At 45.9% G+C, this 20,174-nt stretch carries 10 protein-coding genes; 5 read left to right on the top strand and 5 right to left on the bottom strand.

From position 1 onward, the window contains the following. Nucleotides 1–37: 37 nt before the first annotated feature. The 5 genes from B0E43_RS24450 to B0E43_RS24430 form a co-directional block, all read right to left on the bottom strand. Nucleotides 38–979 carry an SRPBCC family protein gene (locus B0E43_RS24450; protein ID WP_077346411.1) on the bottom strand — a complete coding sequence of 314 codons (942 nt, stop codon included), beginning with the start codon at nt 977–979 and terminating at the stop codon, nt 38–40. Next, nucleotides 945–1,304 carry a helix-turn-helix transcriptional regulator gene (locus B0E43_RS24445; protein ID WP_077346548.1) on the bottom strand — a complete coding sequence of 120 codons (360 nt, stop codon included), beginning with the start codon at nt 1,302–1,304 and terminating at the stop codon, nt 945–947. The genes B0E43_RS24450 and B0E43_RS24445 overlap by 35 nt, the downstream gene beginning before the upstream one ends. 310 nt (nt 1,305–1,614) lie before the next feature. Beyond that, on the bottom strand, nt 1,615–4,512 hold the full coding sequence (locus B0E43_RS24440) for a M1 family aminopeptidase (RefSeq protein ID WP_077346410.1): 2,898 nt from the start codon (nt 4,510–4,512) through the stop codon (nt 1,615–1,617). 117 nt (nt 4,513–4,629) lie between these two features. Further along, entirely contained in the window at nt 4,630–5,781 is a 1,152-nt protein-coding gene (locus B0E43_RS24435; protein WP_077346409.1) for an AraC family transcriptional regulator, read from the bottom strand. Between the two features lie 229 nt (nt 5,782–6,010). Beyond that, on the bottom strand, nt 6,011–7,468 hold the full coding sequence (locus tag B0E43_RS24430) for a pyruvate kinase (protein WP_077346408.1): 1,458 nt from the start codon (nt 7,466–7,468) through the stop codon (nt 6,011–6,013). A gap of 228 nt (nt 7,469–7,696) precedes the next feature. Between B0E43_RS24430 and B0E43_RS24425 the strand changes: the two genes are divergently transcribed. The 5 genes from B0E43_RS24425 to B0E43_RS24405 all read left to right on the top strand — a co-directional run bounded on the left by B0E43_RS24425 (nt 7,697) and on the right by B0E43_RS24405 (nt 20,053). Next, nucleotides 7,697–8,425 carry a DUF4397 domain-containing protein gene (locus B0E43_RS24425; protein ID WP_077346407.1) on the top strand — a complete coding sequence of 243 codons (729 nt, stop codon included), beginning with the start codon at nt 7,697–7,699 and terminating at the stop codon, nt 8,423–8,425. Nucleotides 8,426–8,969: 544 nt separating this feature from the next. Then, the gene (locus tag B0E43_RS24420; RefSeq protein WP_139352635.1) at nt 8,970–18,461 is read left to right on the top strand and encodes a T9SS type A sorting domain-containing protein; all 9,492 of its coding nucleotides are present in this window, start codon (nt 8,970–8,972) and stop codon (nt 18,459–18,461) included. After that, the gene (locus B0E43_RS24415) at nt 18,461–18,979 is read left to right on the top strand and encodes a hypothetical protein (protein WP_077346405.1); all 519 of its coding nucleotides are present in this window, start codon (nt 18,461–18,463) and stop codon (nt 18,977–18,979) included. Before B0E43_RS24420 ends, B0E43_RS24415 begins: the two co-directional genes overlap by 1 nt. Continuing rightward, nucleotides 18,979–19,614 (top strand): hypothetical protein, encoded by a 636-nt coding sequence (locus tag B0E43_RS24410; RefSeq protein ID WP_077346404.1) that lies wholly within the window; start codon nt 18,979–18,981, stop codon nt 19,612–19,614. Before B0E43_RS24415 ends, B0E43_RS24410 begins: the two co-directional genes overlap by 1 nt. Further along, nucleotides 19,589–20,053 carry a hypothetical protein gene (locus B0E43_RS24405; RefSeq protein WP_139352634.1) on the top strand — a complete coding sequence of 155 codons (465 nt, stop codon included), beginning with the start codon at nt 19,589–19,591 and terminating at the stop codon, nt 20,051–20,053. Before B0E43_RS24410 ends, B0E43_RS24405 begins: the two co-directional genes overlap by 26 nt. Nucleotides 20,054–20,174 lie beyond the last annotated feature (121 nt).

Below are 20,174 nucleotides of genomic sequence, written 5' to 3'. Positions count from 1 at the left end.
AGACAGCATGGAGCTTATTTAACGAAGGGTATTTCCTTTATTTTAATGCCAAATAATCCGGAAGCAACTTTCCTATAATTTCATTCCAGCCCATGACAAAGTTCTCTCTCGCAAAATCTTGGGTTTCCTGGGGGAAAGTTTCAAGCCCGAGGTGGGTGACTTTGATTTTTGTTCCGGTCGCAGTTTCTGTCAAAAAGAAGGTTACCAAGGAGTAACCCGGAAATCCTTCGTATTGCCAGCTGTATTGCAGTTTATGTTCAGGAATGACTTCCGTAATGGTGCAGAGATGCACAAAATCCTGCCCTTTGGTACCTTGTCCCACAAATTGGAACTGAAATCCTTCCACTGCATCAAACCCATCCACATCAAAATACCAATGGCGCATTTGAGCCTTTTCGGTCAGTGCTTTCCATACTTTCTCCTTGGACGCTCCCACTTCCTTCTCCACGACCACAGGCTGGTGTTTCAAAACTTCAGGGTGAGAGTCACTAATCTGAGCTGCATAATGAATCTTCAAAGGAACTGATGAAGGTTCACTTTCCTCCGCCCCAAATGGATAAATAGCATCACTTCCATCCAACCTGAGCACCAGCAGATCGAGCAAATCGTGGAATCCTGTCGATACATTGACAGCATAATCGCCGGAGATTTTACTGTAGGAGAAAGTCAGTTTAGTCGAAAATTCATCTTTCGAAACGAGCTCCCAAACTCCCAGTTCGCCCTCCCAAGTCCAAACAAACCGATGGGGCGGATCCATGCTGACCACCTCACCATAAGACTCCGTATGGTCCTTGTCTCTAAACTTAAAAGTGATTCTACTTCCCGGAATTGCCTCAAAATCAATGTCTGTAAACCAATATTTTAATTGCTCGGGATTGGAAATCGCGTCCCAAACCCGCTCAATGGGATGATTAAGAATCCGCTCAAAAACGACTTTAAAGCCGTCATTTTCCTTCGATATTTTCCCCAGATTTTTCATGTGAGTCTGTGCTAAAAGTTGTGTCCAAATAGTTTTCCAAAGCGTCCAGTTTATTCGTCCAAAATTTGCGGTATTGGGAAACCCACCGATTGACTTCGGCAAGGTTTTCCAGTCTGGCTTCGCAGATTCTTTCCCGCCCCTGCTGCTTGATTTGAAGGAGTCCGCATTCTGCCAAAATTTTTAAATGAAGAGAAATCGCCTGTCGGCTCACCTCAAACTGACCTGCTATGGCATTGACATTTGTGGCTTCCTTGGCAACCATGCCCAGGATTGCCCTTCGGGTTGGGTCGGCTATGGCTTGAAATACATCTCTTCGGGTCTCCATGATACGCAAGTAGGTGCTTGCAAATATAATGCAAGCAAGTGTTTGCGCAAATGAATTGAGATATTTATTTTTTGATTCCATTTTGAAGAATCCCCCTAGCCCCCTTTTGGAAAAGGGGGAATCTCCTCAAAATGAACTTCAAACCTGATTTTTCATAGTGACATTTAGCACTCCGTATTCTCTGAAAATCTTTAGCATTTTCTCAAAAAAAGAATGTGATACCGTAGGATTTCGATCACACATTTTGGGATTATTCCTGATTCTCTATCGCCGTGGTCTGTGTCTTCACAGACCACTTTTCTTGCATTGGTTAATCTTGTTTCGGTTTTTCCACCCGCTCAAAATCCAGCAAAAAGCTCTTTTCATCGAACCGGAAGTCCTCCATTTTCCCTTTTTGAATCAGGGTTTTCTGCCATTCCGAGGTCGGGAATAGTTTCTCAGCTGGACCCTTTTTCCCCGAATAAGTCACAGGAATCCTCACCTCACCCAGATTCACATTCAAGCGGTAATTCACATTGAAACCACCTTCCGTCTTTTCAAGGAAATACTCCAACTTGGGCAGACTGGTCTCCTTTAGGTAGTAATCAAAGACCTTAGAAAAATTCTTTCCACTTCGCTCATTGAGCAGGTTTAGGATATCAGAAGTAGTGATCTTTTGATACTTGAATTTGCTTTGGATTTCTTTCAGAAAAGCAAACCAAACGGGATCATCCCCCAGCATTTTGCGCAGAGAATTCAGCACATGAGCTCCCTTGTCATACATCCCCCAAATATTGTAGTGCACATGATTGAGGCCAAACTTGCCGATAATCGGGTTTGGATTGTCGCCTTTTGGCCAGATGGAATTGATGTACACCTGACCGGATTCGTAGCCAAAGTGCTCCTCGATAAAAAGCACCTCGGCATAAGTCGCAAAAGCTTCGTGAAGCCAAAGTTCAGCGTTGTCACCGCAACTCACGCTGTTTCCCCACCATTCATGGGCAAACTCATGAAGTAGAATCTGGGAAGGAATCCAGCTTTTCGCAAAATCCCCGTCAGTAAACTCGGTCCAGTTTTTTTCCTCCTGCCGGAAAAACTCAGTTCCTAAAGCCACAGCACTTTGATGCTCCATGGCATGGGGAGTTTCCAAAAACTTAACCCCATCCCGGGGAAAAGGATAAGGCCCAAAATACTTCTCAAAAGTCTCCAACACCGGGACAATAAACTCGGATTTCTGCTCGGTGATTTCCCGATGCCCTTCCACAAAGTGATATTCCACATCCAATTCCCCTTCTTGTGAGGCCACCATTTTAGTCAGGGTTTCATACTTCCCGAGATTCAGGATCAGGTTGTAATTGTTGATCGGGTAGCTCACCTCCCAAGTAGTGCGGGATTTACCGTTTCCGAGTTGAGTTTCTTCGGTTTTTCGCCCGTTGGAAACCGCTTTTAGGTCCGATGGAAACGTAATGCTGATCCGCGCTGAATCGGGTTCGTCTGAAAGGTGGTCTTTGTTTGGCCACCATCCGCTTGCGCCGTAACCCTGACAAATGGCCTGAATAAAGGGATTTCCCTTTTCGTCTTTGATCCATAGAAAAGAAGCATACATCGGGATCATCGGATCGTAGTCCAAGGGCCTTCCCCGGAAGAAGACGGTCACTTCCTCGGTATTTCCCAGAGAAAGCATCTTTGGAAAATCAATAAAAACAGCATCAAATTCCCTCGAAAAAGAAAGGTTTTGGCCTTGATGAACAATGCTGTCGATGTCCATCTTGGAATAGAGATCCAACTGAATTCTCTGGGTCTGTTCCGTCACTTTAAACCTAACCAAACTGCTGCCGGCGAGGAGTTCTTCCTCAGGAAAAACTTCCACATCCAAGTGGTAAAATCCTACATCAAAAGCGGTCCTCAGTGGAGTAAGCGTACCTTTTAGCGTATCGAATTTGGAGAATTCATAGGGTTTGGGTTCAAAATCAGAGGACTTGAACCCGTATATTTTCTCATCCATTTCGATTCCTCGGGAAAAGTCAAATGCCCTCCAAAAATCAGCCCTGAAGTTTTTCTCAAAATAGGTATTAGCCTGACCGACATCATGGGGTAAAAAGTCAAAGTCCACTCCTTTTGGCATCGTCGACTCATACTCAGTTTTGTAGTGCAGCGTTTGTACCAGTGGCACATGGTCCATCCCTCGTTGCTTGCTCGTCACCACGAAATGCTTGCTTGAGTTGACCTCATCAAATTTCCATATTCCGTCTTTGTATCGGTACTGAATCACCTCTCTCCATTCGCCTTCGTTGTAGTGGAATTTGTACAAATTCGTCACCACTTGGTAGCCAAATTCATTGGTCAGTTTCTTGAAAAGCTTGGGACTGGATCGAAAATCAAATTTTACAAAAGCCAGAGTTTCCTGATCCAGAAACAAATGCCCCAACCAGTTTGCATACTTCTTGTTTTTGAGCGGGGTCAGCTTGATTTTATAAGTGGCACGGCCATCAATCAACACAGGATCCTCCAATTCAAAAGTGTAACTGCTTGCGAAAATTCCCACCCAATAGGTAGACGTAAATTCCCTTGCCACATCTCTGTTCGTTAAAAAATAGGTGTTTAGCTCCCAGGGAGTCAACATCATGACTTTCCAATCATCAAATTCGGAGGGTTTGGTTCGGACTTCCCGCACATGGATGGAGTCGTTAAACAAATCCTCTTCCTGATTATGGATTTCATATGGAGGCTTGATCAAGTCAAGATATGCCTCGGTGTATCTCAGATTTTTCCCATCCAAAATCGAAACATTCTTAAAATACCCTTGGTAAAAGGAACTGTCAGTTCCGTAGTTTTCAGCAATTCTCCTTCCCCCTTCCCGAATTAGTTCGGCTGGATCTTCGGGCTTTACCACTACACCCTGAAGTTCCAAAAACTCCTCCTGCAATTCCACTTTCACAGTTCCAAGGCTTGAGGTCCAGTTCATTTGCACGGTTTTGAAGCCCATGCAGGAAAAAATCACCGGAGTTTGCTCATTGACAATAGCAGGCAACTGAAGCTCAAAATCCCCTTTCAAGCCGGCAATGGCCCCTTGGTCCAGCTCGGGAAAGTAGATATGGGCAAAAGGGACCTCCTCCTGGGTTGTGAGATTGACTACTTTTCCCCGGAAAATCTGCTGGGCAAAAGTCTCAGCAGTGATCCCCAGACAAATGAATAAGAGGAAGCAAAATTTCAAATAAAGTTGGTTCATGAGGATTGAAGCTAAATAAAACGATTCAAGCTTCAAAAAACGGGAGATTGGAGCAATCGGTGGAGGTCAAATCCGATTCTTAGCGATCAAATCCGGATTTGAGAGGTCAATTCCTGCTCAAATGGAGGTTAAACCTTCCTTTTGCCGGTTTGCGAAGACTTTTGGGGTTTCGCCTTTAAGCTTTTTGAAAGTCCGCTGGAAGGTGGCAGGAGAATTGAACCCGCAGCGTGAGGCAACTCCGGCAAGAGTTAATTTGCTGTTTTCTTCTTTTTGAATTTCAGAGCAAAAGGCCTCCACCCGGAACATATTCACATAATCGTTGAAGTTGGTCCCTGCAAGCTGGTTAAGTGTCAAAGAAATCGATTTGGCCGGAAGCCCGGTGTGTTGCGCCAAAATCGCCAGACTGAGTTCAGGATTTAGATACAACTTATCCACTTGCATCGCTTGGGTGATCAGGCGAAGGGTTTCAACTGATTCACTGGTTTGGGATATTCCGGTTGCCGTCTTTCCGTTAGTCTCTGGATATTGGATAGTTTTCAGTTTGGAATAGCCCACGATGGCAATCCAATAAAGAAAAATCACCAGAAAAATCTCCACGGGATAGTAGTGGGACCATTCAAATGGCCATTCCACGAGGTAAGGAACCAGCAAAGTTGCCGTCCAAAGCGCTCCCAGGAAAACCATAAAAATCAGCAGGTTTTTCACCCAAGATCTGATCTCCTTAGCCCTTTGAATAGATTTTTTGTCGGTTGCTGTATCTACAGGGTTTTTTGAAAAATCCTTAAGCGAAACCCCCAGGAATGCGAGAAATACCAGCAAGCTCCAGGGTTCGCTGTAGATCAGGTACACTTTCATCATCCAGTCAAGTGAAATCCTCAAGTCTAGTATTCCGTACAGCGTGAGCAATGTACCAATCCATCCAACTGTCAAATACAAAAACTGAAAAAAGAAGGGTGCGAACAAAAGTGCTTTCTGGTTTTTGGTAATAAGATTCTCCCGCCCGTAAAGCGCCTGAAAATAGCCGTAGAATCCAGGTCCGATCAAGAAAATCGTCACGAAGGGATAAAAGTCAAAAAAAAGAATGTGGTTCTCCAGACCTGAACTCCAGTTGAAGGTTTCCAAGCCATTGTAAACCAGGGCAAGCATCACCAATGCCAGATAAAATGCACCGGGATGTCGCTTGGAAGTGAAAAGCAAAACAGAAAAAATCAAGCCCTGGATCGCACCGAAAAGAATTAGAATATTTATCAGGCTCAGGTCAAGATTCATAAGGCAAAGAAAACTGAATCTGGTTAAACGTTATTCTGCCTATTGAGGAATTTTTAAGGATTTTGGCGGGAAGACGGATGTAGCAGTGTTCAGTGTTCAGTGATCAGTGTTCAGACGCAAAGGGCAGTTTTATTTGCTATTTGCTATTTGAAGGTTGTCGGGAGTGGGATTTGGGATGTGGGAAGTTAGAGGTTGACAGTTCGACAGAAAATCCGTTGGGACGGACAGTTTACTTTTTCAGGAAATCTGCAGCGATCTTCAAAGGGCGGAAAGAAAGCCGGTTTTTGATTCGATGTGCGGCACTTCGCTGGACAATGCTCTGAAGTGTGCGAAGAAGCTCCAACGTATGAGGACCTTTGTTGATCATGATGCATTCTGCAGCAGCTGCTCGACCTGCGTCGGTGATTTCCGCACGGGAAGCAATCCCGGATTTATGGAGGTTTTCCAGGACTTGCGTAGCCCATATCACCGGCACGTGAGCTGCTTCGCAAAGCCAGGAGATTTCCTCTTGAATCTCCACCAGTCGCTCAAAACCAATCTCCACCGCCAAATCTCCCCTTGCGATCATCACTCCAAACTCCGGCGCCACCATCCCTTCCAACAGAAGTTGGGGTAAATTGACCACCGCTTCGTGAGTTTCGATTTTGAGAATAATGGGTGGAATCTCAGGTTTTATTTCACTTAATGCTTTCCTCAGGTCAGCGATGTCCTCAGCTTTCCGGACGAAAGAAAAGCCTACGGTATCTGCATAAGCACTGGCAAAAGGCAAACAAGCCCGGTCAAAATCCGTCAAGGAAGGAATATTCAAAACAGAATCCGGGAAATTCAGGCCTTTTTCGGCTTTAATAAAGGGCTTTTTGGAGGAAATCCTTTCGATCCTTACTGAAGCTTTGCCGGACTTCAGCTCCTCCACTTTCCCCAAAATCAACCCATCGTCAATAAAAACCCGGTCTCCTGCCTTGAGCCAGGGAATGATTCCGGGTTCATTAGGACTGATGACGATGTCCTTGTCATCAAATCCTTTGGCAGAATCGCTCAACCAAATCAGGGAATCTGGGTGGATTTTCACCCGGCCCTTTTTCTTTCCTTTTCCCAACAAAACCGTCCGGATCTTGGGACCTGCGAGATCCAAATGAATTTTGCATGGAATACCTGACTGTTTGACCGCCATTTGGATTTTCTCGACCATTTTCAACCAAACGGACTCATCGTCATGGGCGCAATTGATTCGTGCGACACCCATCCCGTTTTTCAGAAGGTCAACCACTAATTTTTTTTCTTCCAAAAAAGAGGCATCAAAAGTCACCATCACAGAAGAAGGCCATTCGGCATGCCGCTCGCCAAAAAGATGGATGCTGCTTTTGGTGATCTTTTTGGCCCCAAACTCCATCGTGACGGGATCGAGTTTTTCAATCTTGGCTCCCAAATGCTGGGCTGTTACTTGGATTTGACGATGAGTATGACTCTCACAGCTCGCAAGGGACGAAAGCCCATTTGCGTGAAGCTTGTCCTGAAGCCGCCGGACATCGTTTTTTCGGAGAATAAGGTACTTTAGAAAGTTTCCAGCCGACTTCTTGTTTTGCAGATGAACCCGCTCCAGCAATCCTGAGAAATCCTTTTCAACCCTTGTCATGGATTCATTAAGAGCAGTCAGTTGGGTCTGAATTTGGGTAAAGTCGCTGGACATGGCTGCGGGAAATAGTTAGTGCAATTTCTTAATTCTTCGTGTTTACGGGTTACCAATTAGACTTGTTCCCTGTAATTATTTTTATCCAAAAACCCCAAAACCTATCTGATTGATTCAATGGGAATTAGAACTGGAATGGGAGAAAGTCAAAAGAATTTTGAAAATCCCTGAAGCGAAAAACAGCCATAGGCCGTCTTGGGTGAGTATTTGAAAACTTAACCAACACGTATGAGCTTCATTTCTCAAAACAAAACAAGTATCCGCAGGGGATTTCTGATTGCAACCGGGTTCATTGCCGGTTCCTTATTCTTGACCAGCTGCCTGGATGATGTCGAATCTCCGGAATTGCCGCCCGCAGCTTATGTTTCCATTTTCCAAGGCTCGACCGATGCACCTGCAATGGACATTTTTGCCAACCAAAATCGGGTCAACCAGAATCCGGTTCAGTACACCAATGTACTTCCCTACAGTGCTTATTACACAGGTAACAGGGATTTCCGCTTCTCAGCTTTCAACTCAGCGACTTCTCTATTGGAGAAAAAATTCGAACTGAAAGCTGATTCTGTTTACTCGGTTTTTATTTCGGATAAAACTGAAGGAATCGATGCCATTTTGGTGAAGGACGTTTGGGAAGACCCTACCGAGGAAAAAGCTCAATTGCGGTTTGTACACCTTTCTCCTGATGCAGAAAAAGTCTATCTGGAAATCTCCGGAATTACCACTCCCCTGGTTAATGATTCCAACTTCAAGTCGGTTTCCGATTTCAAGGAACTGAATCCCGGAAACGTCACCCTGAAAGTAAAATCCAGCGAAACCGGTGAAACATTGATCCAAAGCGGAACTCTGGAACTCAAAGGAAACCGAGTGTATAGTTTGATCCTGAGAGGTCTAGAGGCTGAAACCACCGGAGACAAAAAACTTGACATCCAACTGATTACCAATTTTATAAACTATTAAAAAAGGCTAATTTTTTCGGTTTTCCCGGAGCTCTTTATTGGGCTTCGGGATTTTTTTTGTGGTAAAGAAAAGGCCTGGCAGGTTTCAAAACCCTGCCAGGTCTTTGTCCTCAATGAATCCTCTTTTTATTCTTTCCTATCACATCGACGAATGGTGTTGCATATGCTTCTGAAATAAATTTAATCAGGATAAAATTTCAGCACGTCGAATATTTCGCCTAAATATCCTTTGGTTAAACAATTTAATAGGACTACGATTTTCTTCCTTTTTTTGAATCCTAAAAGGATTTGACCAAAAAAATAAAACTGCCAATCAATTTGTTAGGACCAGTTTATTTACATTTTTTTACACTTAATTATAGTGGGAAAAAAAGAAAAAATAGAAGTTTTCTAGGCAAAAATCTATTGCTACTGCTAACTTACTTCAATAATTTTCTCTTAGATTACTATAAAAAGCGTTTCCAATAAACATAATTGCATTTTCACCCTAACACCCCAGAAAAGCAATCGGAAGCATCCTGTTGAAGAGATTATTGCCCTGATGAATGATTAACACTTTACACTCAATTGCCCAAAAGCTTAATAGTAAAAAGACTCTGTTAGTCGGTCTTTTGTTGCTTTGGTGTGGAGTGAGTTGGGGGCAAACTACTTACACTTGGGATGGGTCTTCCAATAATACTTGGACAACAGCTGCAAACTGGACTCCAGCCCGGAATACCCCGGCAACCAATGATATACTTCAGTTCAATACGGGAACGGATTTGACAGTTACCGGAGTTCCAAGCCAAACCTTCGGAAGACTGTTAATCACCAACAATAGTCAAATCACCCTAATTACAGCAATAAACAACCATAATATTAACATAGGCAATGTCAATGGCTCTGACCTTCAAGTAGACACAGGATCAAGATTAACCTTGGCCTCGACATCTAACCGCATAAGGATAACCCTTTCAACAAACGCAACAGGATTGATCAACGGAGAGCTTGTATTAGGTAGCACAGGAAATATCAACCTTAGCAATGCTGGCAACAATATTTTAATCAATGGAAAATTCACCAATCTTGGAGGATCATTTTCAAGTATAGGAACCGGAGAACTCACCTTTGGCCCCAACTCTGAATACCACCACGCCAGAAATGGAACCAACATCCCTCTTGCCTCTTGGAATGCATCCTCTACAATTAGGGTGACTGGAATTACCACTACCAATACCACCGGATTCAACCAAGCATTTGGAAATGTAATATTGAATAATCAGTTTCTAGGCGTAAACATTTCCTTCAATCCCACAAGTATAGCAGGGAATTTGACTGTTGAAAATGGACCTGGAGGATCGTTCAACCAATCCAATAATGCCTATACCATTTCGGGAAATTTTAACTTGACCAGTGGAAATTTTGCAATTGCTAATGGGAATAGTAACCGGACATTAAACGTTTTAGGCAATTACACTCAAACCGAAGGAATTCTTACCCTCTCCAATCAAAACAACAGAATTGGCACAATTCAGGTAGCCGGTAATTTTGAGCAGACCGGAGGCATTATCACCGAAACAGCCAATGCTTCAGGTAATATAATCCTAAATGGTGGAGGCCCTGTCCAAAATTTTATTTCAGATGGCAGTGTTTTGAACACCATCAATTGGACTATTACTGCTAATTCATTTGTCCAGACCGAATCTGGATCGACTGAATTTCGGGGAGCTGGTACTTTTACGATAAACTCCGGAGCTATCCTTGGTATCCGATCAGCCAATGGAATTGCCACAACAGGCCCCACAGGTCATGTAAGAAGTACAGGGACCAGAACCTACAATGCCGGAGCCAATTACATCTTTAACGGCTCCACCAATCAAAACAGCAATCCGCTATTTCCGACTTCTGCGAATACGATCCGCATTGAAAACACAGGGCCCTCGGGAAACAATACCATCCTCTGGGAACGGAATGTGACTGTGGGCGGAAATTTACTGGTCAATCAGGGCAATCTTAATCTAGGCACTTTCAGCCTGTCCCGATCTACCGTCGGGGGTACTTTCAGCCTTGGGGCAGGATTGAAGTTGACCGTGGGCGGAGCATCCAATTTTCCAGCAAATTACTCAACCTATTCCATCCCCTGTACCAGTATTGTGGAGTACAATTCGAATGTGAATCAAACAATTGCAGGTCAAAACTATGGCATATTGATCCTCAGTGGCGTTGGTATCAAAACTTTTTCTTCTGGCACCTCCTCTATCTGCGGTGATTTTACAATTTCAGGCTCAGTTGTGGCCTTAGGGGTGGCTGGATTCTCAGTGGGAGGAAATGTCCTGATCAATTCCGGAAGCAACTTCACTCCGGGAGCTTTTACATATCAAGTATCTGGGAACTGGACCCGGGAAGGCACATTCATTGCCGCAGGTTCCACAATTGAATTTGCAGGAACCGGACCAGCCACAATCGGAACCTCCAACTTCAACAACTTGAGTTTTACCGGTTCGGGAACAAAAACGGCGAGTGGGCCTCTAACTGTTACCGGAAATGTAACTATCCCCGGCAACTTTACAGCAGGTGCCTTCACTCACACCGTCGGAGGCAACTGGACTAAAGCAGGAACTTTTATTGCAACAGGCTCCACAGTTGATTTCAATGGAACTACCGCCGGATCTATTGGCGCGAGCAATTTCAACAACTTGATTTTTAGCGGAGCTGGAATCAAAACTGCCACCGGAAACCTGAGTGCTACTGGAAACCTGACCATTACCAACAATCTGACTGGCGGCAGTTTTTCTCATTCCATACAAGGCAATTGGGTTCAAAACGGACCTTATACCCAAGGAACAAGTACCGTCTCCATGATTGGTACCACTGCGCAGACAATCACCGCTACGGAGCCCCTTATAACATTTTACAACCTAGTCACCAATAACCCCTCGGGTGTGAGCATATTGACTCCCACGCTCCTGACTAATACCCTGACTGCTACCGAAGGCATCCTAGCCTTTGATATTTACCTGACCATGGGTCCCAATTCACAATTTATCCGAAACGGAACATCGGCAAGCGGAGTGACAGGCGCGATCCAGGGAAGCAATGTTTATGATGTTAGCTACCAAGGATCTTCGAAAACTACCGGCGCAGAGCTTTCAGGGTCAGGGCTCCGAAATATTACTTTAGGGATGACTGCAGCAACCACTTTGAGTGGCAGTACGAACATCAGTATGTCGGGAATGCTTACGGTCCCAAGCGGAAATACGCTAAACATGGGAGCATTTACACTCGGTAAACCGGGAATAACAACAAGTGGCACTGGCCTTTTGATAACCGGCAATACTTCACTTGACCCTATACCCCCTGGAATCACCTGGACTTTTCCAGTGCGATACAGCAGTTTTGGCAAAGTCATCTACGGAACTTACAACGGGCTAGACTTGGCAGGTACTACTGGTGAAATTACCCTAGCCCAAACCACTGAAGGCCCAATCAGAATTTCTTCGGGACAGTTTACCGTCTCCGGGAGCCAAACCTATACGACCACGGGGTCTACGGTAGTTTTTGACGCAAATGCTGCGCAAAACCTCCCGGGAATAGGATTTGCCAATGTTACATTGGCTGGAACCGGAGACAAAACGTTTGGTACGGGGACCACGATTTCAGGCTCTTTGTCAATACAAGGAACAGCAGTAGCCAAATTGGGAGATATCAACCGGATCGTTGAAACTCTTACCTTGAATGGAGCTTTGCAATCTCCAGGAACCTACGGAAGCACTGCCTCCCCAGCCACGAATAAACTCAGTCAGTACTTTGGGACAACAGGAATCGGTGTAATCAATGTTGCTGCTGCCTGTACCATTGGAGAATGGCTTGGAACAGTTTCCTCAGATTGGTTTAACCCGGCCAACTGGTGCGGAGGGGTGCCTACCCTAACAACAGACGTATTTATCCCGTCCACAGCTCCCAATCAGCCTATCATCGGCGCAAATGGAGCAATTACAAGGAATTTAGAAATCGGCACAGGAGCTACCCTGACGATATCCGGTGCATTCACATTGAGTGTGGGTGGGTTCTGGAACAAGGACGGAACTTTTGTGCCTGGCACCTCAACAGTGGATTTTGTCGGGGACGGCCCCGACTTCAACGCCCTGATGGGAGCCAGCAATTTTCACAATGTCACCTATTCAGGCACTGGCTTCAAAACTGCTTCAGGCCCTCATACCCTTACCGGAAATTTGAGTATCCCAGCGGGTGGAAATTTCGCAGCAGGTGCATTCACCCATTCCATCAATGGAAATTTCTCCAATCTGGGATTTTTCCTGCCTGAGGAAAGCACATTTGAATTTGGCGTGGGCCCTTCGAATATAAATGGCGCATCTAGCTTCTATAATATTTCCGTAATCAACGGTGCCACAGTTACCCTGTCCGGTGCCACGGAAATAGGGAATTTCCTTACCCTAACTCATGGTACTCTAACTGCCGGCTCCAATTTGACGATGGGGGTAAACTCCCGTATTTTGCGTCAAGGAACGGCCATTACTCCTACCTCAATCACAGGAGTACTACAAGGTACCAATGCCTACGATGTGCTCTATTTGAGAGATTCCAAGAATGCCGGGGCAGAACTTAGTGGACTTGGACTTCGAAATATCACCATTGATCTGAATCCAGGCAATACACTTACCGTAACAGCCACTATTACCCATAGTGGATTGCTATCTATCCAAACCGATAATACGCTGGCAATGGGTGGCTTTGCATTGGTCAATCCTACCTTGCTCACTTTAGGCCAAGGGATATTGACCACCCAGCATATCGGGCCAAGTCCCCTGCCAGCCGGAAAGTATTTTTCATTTCAAGTTGCCTATTCCAACCCCACAGGCGGGCAAAAGGTAGTTTACGGCACCTACAATGGGCTCTCTGTCACCAATACATCCGGAACTACGACTTTGGCACCAATAAGTGATGGAGGTGAAATCGAGATTCTCTCCGGTGACTTTATTGCTTCAGGGACAATTGTGGCTACTGGATCAACTGTAAGATTCAGCGATATAGAAGATCAAAGCGTACCAGGCCTGGCATTCGACAATTTGATTTTGGCAGGCAGTGGAAATAAATCCTTAGCAGGCGCCTCAAGCACTTCCGGAATCTTGACCATTTTGAGTCCGGCTATTGCAAGGTTGGGCTCTGCCAACCACACTGCAGCATTACTAAATTTTGATACACAAAGCCAGCCCTCAGGGAGTTATGGAAGTACCGCATCTGCTGCGGGGTTTAAAATCCCAACCGTATTTGGTACACTAGATTCAGGAATTCTGACAGTGGCAGGGAGCAATTGTACCCCGGGACTTTGGCTGGGAAATGCTGATAACGATTGGAACAACCCTGCCAACTGGTGTAACGGCGTCCCTACTTCTACCACCGACGTGACGATCTCTGCATTGGCTTTAAATATGCCGATAATTGGAAATGCTGGAGCAGTGGTTCGAAACCTGACCATTGAGCCTGGAGCCTCATTAGCATTCCCAGGAACCTCAACAGGATTTTCAGGAACCTATTTTTTGGAAGTCTATGGGAACTGGACCAACAATGGGTCCTTCCTTTCAGGTGATGGTCAAGTCAATTTCATGGGTACAGGAAACCAAACTTTGGGGGGAACTGAAAGCACCAGCTTTTACCAAATGTCCCTGACCAAGGCCTCAAATGAAACGCTGACTATCAATTCCAATCTGACGACAATCAATACCCTCACGCTTACCTCCGGAACATTGATTGCAGGTACCAATTTGACCATGGGTACAAATTCAACTTTGATTCGTGCCGGTAATACAGGAGCGACTACTGCTTTGACAGGAACTATCCAAAGCAGTGGATTCTATGATTTGATCTATGAGGGGAATTCTAAAACGACCAGTGCAGAAACGACCGGTTCTGGACTTCAAAATATCACACTGAATTTGGATGCCTCCGAAGAACTCACTGCAACAACAAACATTACCCATTCCGGAGTATTGACTATTCCTGCAGATCGAAGCTTCGATCTTGCGACTTTCACATTGACCAATTCCAACCTGACAACAGCAGGAACTGGCCTTCTTAAAACAGCAAACCTTTCAAATCCTCCAATCCCACGAGGCATTGATTGGTCCTTTGAGGTAAACTACACATCGGCGACTGGGGGGCAGCGTGTTGTCTATGGAAATTATAATACCCTTCGCGTCCTCAATACCTCGGGAACAACCACAATTGACCCATTCTCAGAGGGTGGAAGTATCGAACTTATATCGGGTGACTTTTCAAAAGCTACAGGAGGAACTATCAGTACTACGGAATCCCAAGTCATTTTCTCCGGAACAGGCACTCAAGGTATCCCAGGGATTGATTTTGATATCTTAATCCTACAGGGAAGTGGGGAAAAAACTTTCTCCGGACAAGTCACCATTACCGGAACATTCATAATGGATGGTACAGCAGTTGCCAGATTAGGCAATGGGATCACCCACTCTGCTGAAACTTTGATACTCCAGAACCAAGGGCAACCTGATGCCAGCTTTGGATCCACAGCTTCAGCGGCTGAATACAAACTCCCTCAGTACTTTGGTACAACCGATACTGGAATCCTCAATGTTGTAGTTGGTTTATGTACAGTGGGAGATTGGCAAGGAACAATAAGCTCGGATTGGTTTGATCCTGACAATTGGTGCGGAGGAATTCCAACTGCCACCACCGATGTGGATATCGTTCCCTCTGCTCCAAATCAACCATTCATCATTGCCAATGGGGCTGTGGCCAAAAACATTACGATACAGTCAGGGGCAAATCTGACGATTTTGGGCTCCAATACTCTTTCCGTACATGGAAATTGGTCTAGAGATGGAATCTTCACCCCCGATCCAAATAGCACGGTCGATTTCACCGGTTCCTCTGATGCAACTATCGCTAACTTTTCCTATTCAGAAACCTTTGCAAATGTCACAATCAGCGGTACAGGCACAAAATCTACCAATGGCTACCTAACCATCAACGGAGACGTGCTCATCACTGGCAACTTTGATGGAGGAGACCAAACATTCTACCATATCGTTGGCGGAAACTGGACAAACAATGGAACCTTCACGGCCAATACCTCAGTCTTTACCTTCATAGGTCCTGACAAAACAATCGGCGGCAGCAGCACCTCTATCTTTCCTACTGTATTCTTCAACGGCACCTACACCAACACGGGAACAATGCGTGTTATCACTGATCTGTATGGAACCGGATTGCTGACTCAAGGAAGTAACTCCTTCCTGTACCTCAGTGGGAATTCCTGGATCGACAACCTCGATGCCTCGACCAACTGTCCCAATACAGTCATTTACGATGGAGGCGCACAGACGGTCAACAAGTCTAATTATTGTAACCTATTCTTATCCGGTACCGGTGCCAAAACCATGCAAACCAGCACGGCATCCATTTCCGGAAACCTAGTGCTGAGCGGATCAGTTTCAGCATCGGCAATCAATCCGCTATATCTCGGTCCAACACTTTTTATTGGTGAAAATCTTGAAATTGGCAGTGGATGCAGCTTTTCTGTCGGAGCTGTCGCCATCACTGTCAGAGGGGACTTTACCAGTTCCGGAACATTTAATGCCGGAACGAGCACCATGATCTTCGATCAATCCGGCCCGCAAAGCCTGGCAGGAGTGACCTACCACCAATTGCAGTTGGCGGGTTCAGGAGATAAAACTTTTACGGCCTCCACCACCGTCAATCAGGAAATGAGAATCAGCGGAACGGCACTCGCCAGACTGGGTACCGTAAACCATTCTGCCAATAGTCTGATTTTAGGGGGAATCGCACAACCACTCGGCAGCTTCGGAAGTAGTGCCTCCTCCGCAATGTTTAAGTTTACTCCCTATTTTGGGACAACCGATATCGGAATCCTCGATGTAGCGACTGGTTCATGTGTCGCCGGATTCTGGGTAGGAACAGTAAGTTCCGATTGGTTTGATCCGGCCAATTGGTGTGGAGGAGTTCCAACAGCAACCACCGACGTGCTGATCGTTTCCACAGCACCAAATCAGCCTGTCATCAATGCCAATGGTGCCGTGGCCAAAAACATCACCATTCAAACCGGGGCCAGTCTGGAGATAACTGGTAATTATACCTTATCCGTACATGGGAACTGGGCCAATTCCGGCACATTTACTTCGGAGGCTACCAGCTTGGTGGATTTCACCGGGACACCTAATGCGGCTATCGGTGCTGGAAATTTTGCCAATATCTCTTTTACAGGTACCGGCACCAAGACCATCAATGCTACCCTAAGCGTCACTGGAAATATTACTCCAGTTTCCACTGCTGTCGTGCTAAGTGGTGCCAATTCCCTGACCCTTAATCCAGATAAGGTCATGGAAATCACTTCCACGGGTTCTGTGACCACAGGCAGCGGCAAACTGATTTTGGAACCGGGATCGATCTATGTCAATCGGGGCAGCTCCAACCCAAGCCTGGAAGTAAGGCAGACTTTCACCGGAACAAAAGGCTGGAGAATGATGGGGACCCCAATTGCCAGCACCTATTCTACCTTGCTAAACACCTTTGAAACCCAAGGATTCCCAGGATCAACCAATCCAACTCTTCAACCCAATCTTCTCTGGTGGGATGAAACAGACAAGGGAACTACCCTTCAGGGCTGGAGACAGCCTGCCAACCTTGGCGATGCAGTTCCGGCGGGTAGAGGACATTACTTCTATGTTTTCAACGGGGACACCAAACCCGGAGGAGGCAACTACACCGATGTCCTTCCCAAGACCATCACAATCACTGGCAGCGAGGTCAATCTTGCTTCTGGAATCTTTGATTTCGGGGTCACTTTCACTGCAAGAGATACCAATCTCGTTGCTCAAGCAGATACGCTGATCGAAGTCAATCAGTCCGATGAAGGCTTTAACCTGATCGCCAACCCGACCGCCAGTACGCTTGATTTCCACTCAGCCAGCGGCTGGACCAAAACCAATATAGACTCATCCATATATGTATGGGATCCGGCTACAGGGGCATTCCTCACCTGGAATGGAACCACGGGAGATTTGGGAAGCGGAAGAATCGCACCTTATCAGGCATTCTGGGTGAAAGCCAATGCCGCCAGTCCTGCCTTGAACTTATCCGGCAACGGGGCCAAATCGCTGGTCAACACAGATTTCTTTGGAAGAAAACTGGAAAATTCTCCACCTATTCTTGAAATGAATGTGGCCGGAGAGGGATTGGAAGCCCGATCCTATATTTCCTTTGAGCCAGATGGCAAACTTGGGGAGGATCCTAAAGACGCCTATCAACTTGAATCTTTGGGCGAAGATTGGCTATTGCTCTATTCCTACGGTTCGATCAAAACCCAAAGCCCATTGGTCATCAACAATCAACCAGAATTGGGTCAAGAAGAAAAAGTCATTCCTCTCCACCTCGCTGCTTCAAAAGGCGGACAGGCAATAGCCGGCAACTACCTGATGGATTGGAAAATCCCTGCCGAATGGCCGACAGATGTCAGTATCGTCCTGATGGATCATATCTCCCAAAAGGCCATTGACATGAAAAAGGAGACGATGCACTCCTTCAGTTTCAAAGGCCCTGAAATGCCGGCAGCCGGTGCCAGAAAGTCAGTTGGTGAGTTTGCAGCTCCCAAAGCAATCATCTTCCGATCTCCTTTCGAAAGTGGTGAAGTCAATGCTCGAACTGTCGCTTCAGAAAAACCTCAGCGCCCTTTCACTATCTACATCGGTGCATTCCCTGATGACCGAGTAGAGTACTTACCGGACTTTCCAAAGCTTTTCGCACCTGTGCCGAATCCGTTTAGCCAGCAGACTAAAATCAGATTCTATCTGCCTGTGGCCGAAAATGCATCCGTCCACATTTACAACTTAATTGGCCAGGAAGTGGGGAGCTTCCCTGCCCAGGAATATGAAGCCGGAATTCAGGAACTGGAATGGATTCCATCAGCCATCGATTTGCCAAACGGCATGTATGTCATCCGTCTTTCCACTACTTCCGGACAATTCACCCAAAAACTGATCAAAAACTGATGCAAAAGATACTATCCCTTTTCCTCTTTCTTTTGTCCCTGATTGGGAGTGGGAACCTTTTTGCCCAGGAAATCAGGGATACCCGTAAGGCCGAATTTTCAGTCAGAGCCACAGCCACTGTGACTGACAATTTGCAGATGTTAACCATCAGAAATCTGGATCTGATCAATCCTGTGGTGATTGACAATACGGTAAACGTCTCCCCTATCACGAGCAGTTTTGCTGGCATGTTCCGCATCAATGGGAATCCCGGGGCGAGGGTCAGAATCACTTTCTTGCAAAATGAAGTCCTTAAGGAACAGACTGAACAGATGGGTGAAGTGCTAGCTCAGTATCTGGTCAGCGGTGCTGAAATCGACGCCCAGTTTCAGAGTACACTACTGGATGTGGGTGAAGGCAACTTCCGGCTGAGTGAGGATGGCGTTTTCTTTATCTGGCTGGGTGCAAACCTGGATTTAAGTAAGGCGACACCGGGAGTTTATCTGTCTGAATTTATCATTGAAATGGAATACATCTGATGCAAATTGATTTCACATATCGCTTAAAGACCTTCAGCCTGCTTGGGTTGCTGATTGTCATGCTATGTCCAGAAAACAGTTTTGCGCAGCGTATCAATTTCAGTACCTGGACCGGCAGCGATGAAATCACCATCACCTCCCAGATCGCGAGTCCCATCCTGAATTTCAACCAGAAACAGGCCATCATCACGTCCAACAGTCCCACTGTTTCCATTAACCTCCTTGATGCTCAGGCCGTGGCCTTTCAGATTCAGGCCCCGGAAGGATATGATTTGACTGTGGAAGTAGATGCCCCGCAGGTCCTGAGGCTGGATGGAGCGGGTACAGACCCAGACGAAACAATCCCCTTTCAGATCGGAATTGCCTATAATAATTTACTGGCCGGGGACGAAGCCACCGCCAAAACCGGAGCTGTCCAGTTGCCGGCGGGTTTCTTTAATGTCACGTTCCCGGTAAACCGGCGAAATTCCGGTGCACCGGGACCTCCACCGACCCCTGTTTCGGGAGATTATGTGCGGCCCAAGGCCACTGCTTGGCTGTTTGTCTATGGAAACTTAGGTCCTGTAGGCGGGGTAAATGCAGGATTGTATTCCGGAGATATTACCATCAATGTCTTTTTCACGAGCAATGACTAAGGGATATAGACATATCGTCCTGATTCTCGGGCTTTGCCTGATCTCTGCCTTGGCAAAGGGCCAGGCTGTCAGTTTCAGACTGGAAATCCCTGCCGGAGTCAGCTATCCTTCTCAGGTAGTGGACCCGATGAGCGGTGGAACCTGGGAAAACAACAAAGCCATGGTTTGGATAGAAATCCTAGCTCAGGAAAATCTGAGTTTCCTGCTGGATCTGGACTTTCCTGAGGTGGAAATTGAACCCCAATTGGAGGCATTTTTCCTGAATGACGGAACCTCCAGTTATGAAAACGCCAATAAACTCCGGGAAGGAATCCAGGAACTTCAGATGATTAACCCACCGAAGCTGATCCGGAATGCCGATCCAAGGCCGGCTTATTATCAGGCTTGGCTGGGACTGCCAATAGTAAGAGGAATAACAGTAAAAATTGAATACCCATAAACGATGTTTTAACTTTCTTAACCATAAAAAAGGCCTATGAAAAACAAGTAAGAACCCGCGCCAATATCATCCAGGATGGTCAAGGCTATTCATTTCAATCAACAAATTTTTATTACTATTT

This window comes from Algoriphagus sp. A40 (genome assembly GCF_002002735.1).
Taxonomy (GTDB): domain Bacteria; phylum Bacteroidota; class Bacteroidia; order Cytophagales; family Cyclobacteriaceae; genus Algoriphagus.
Note: the sequence above shows the minus strand (reverse complement) of the source record. Positions and strands in the feature narration are given on the sequence as shown.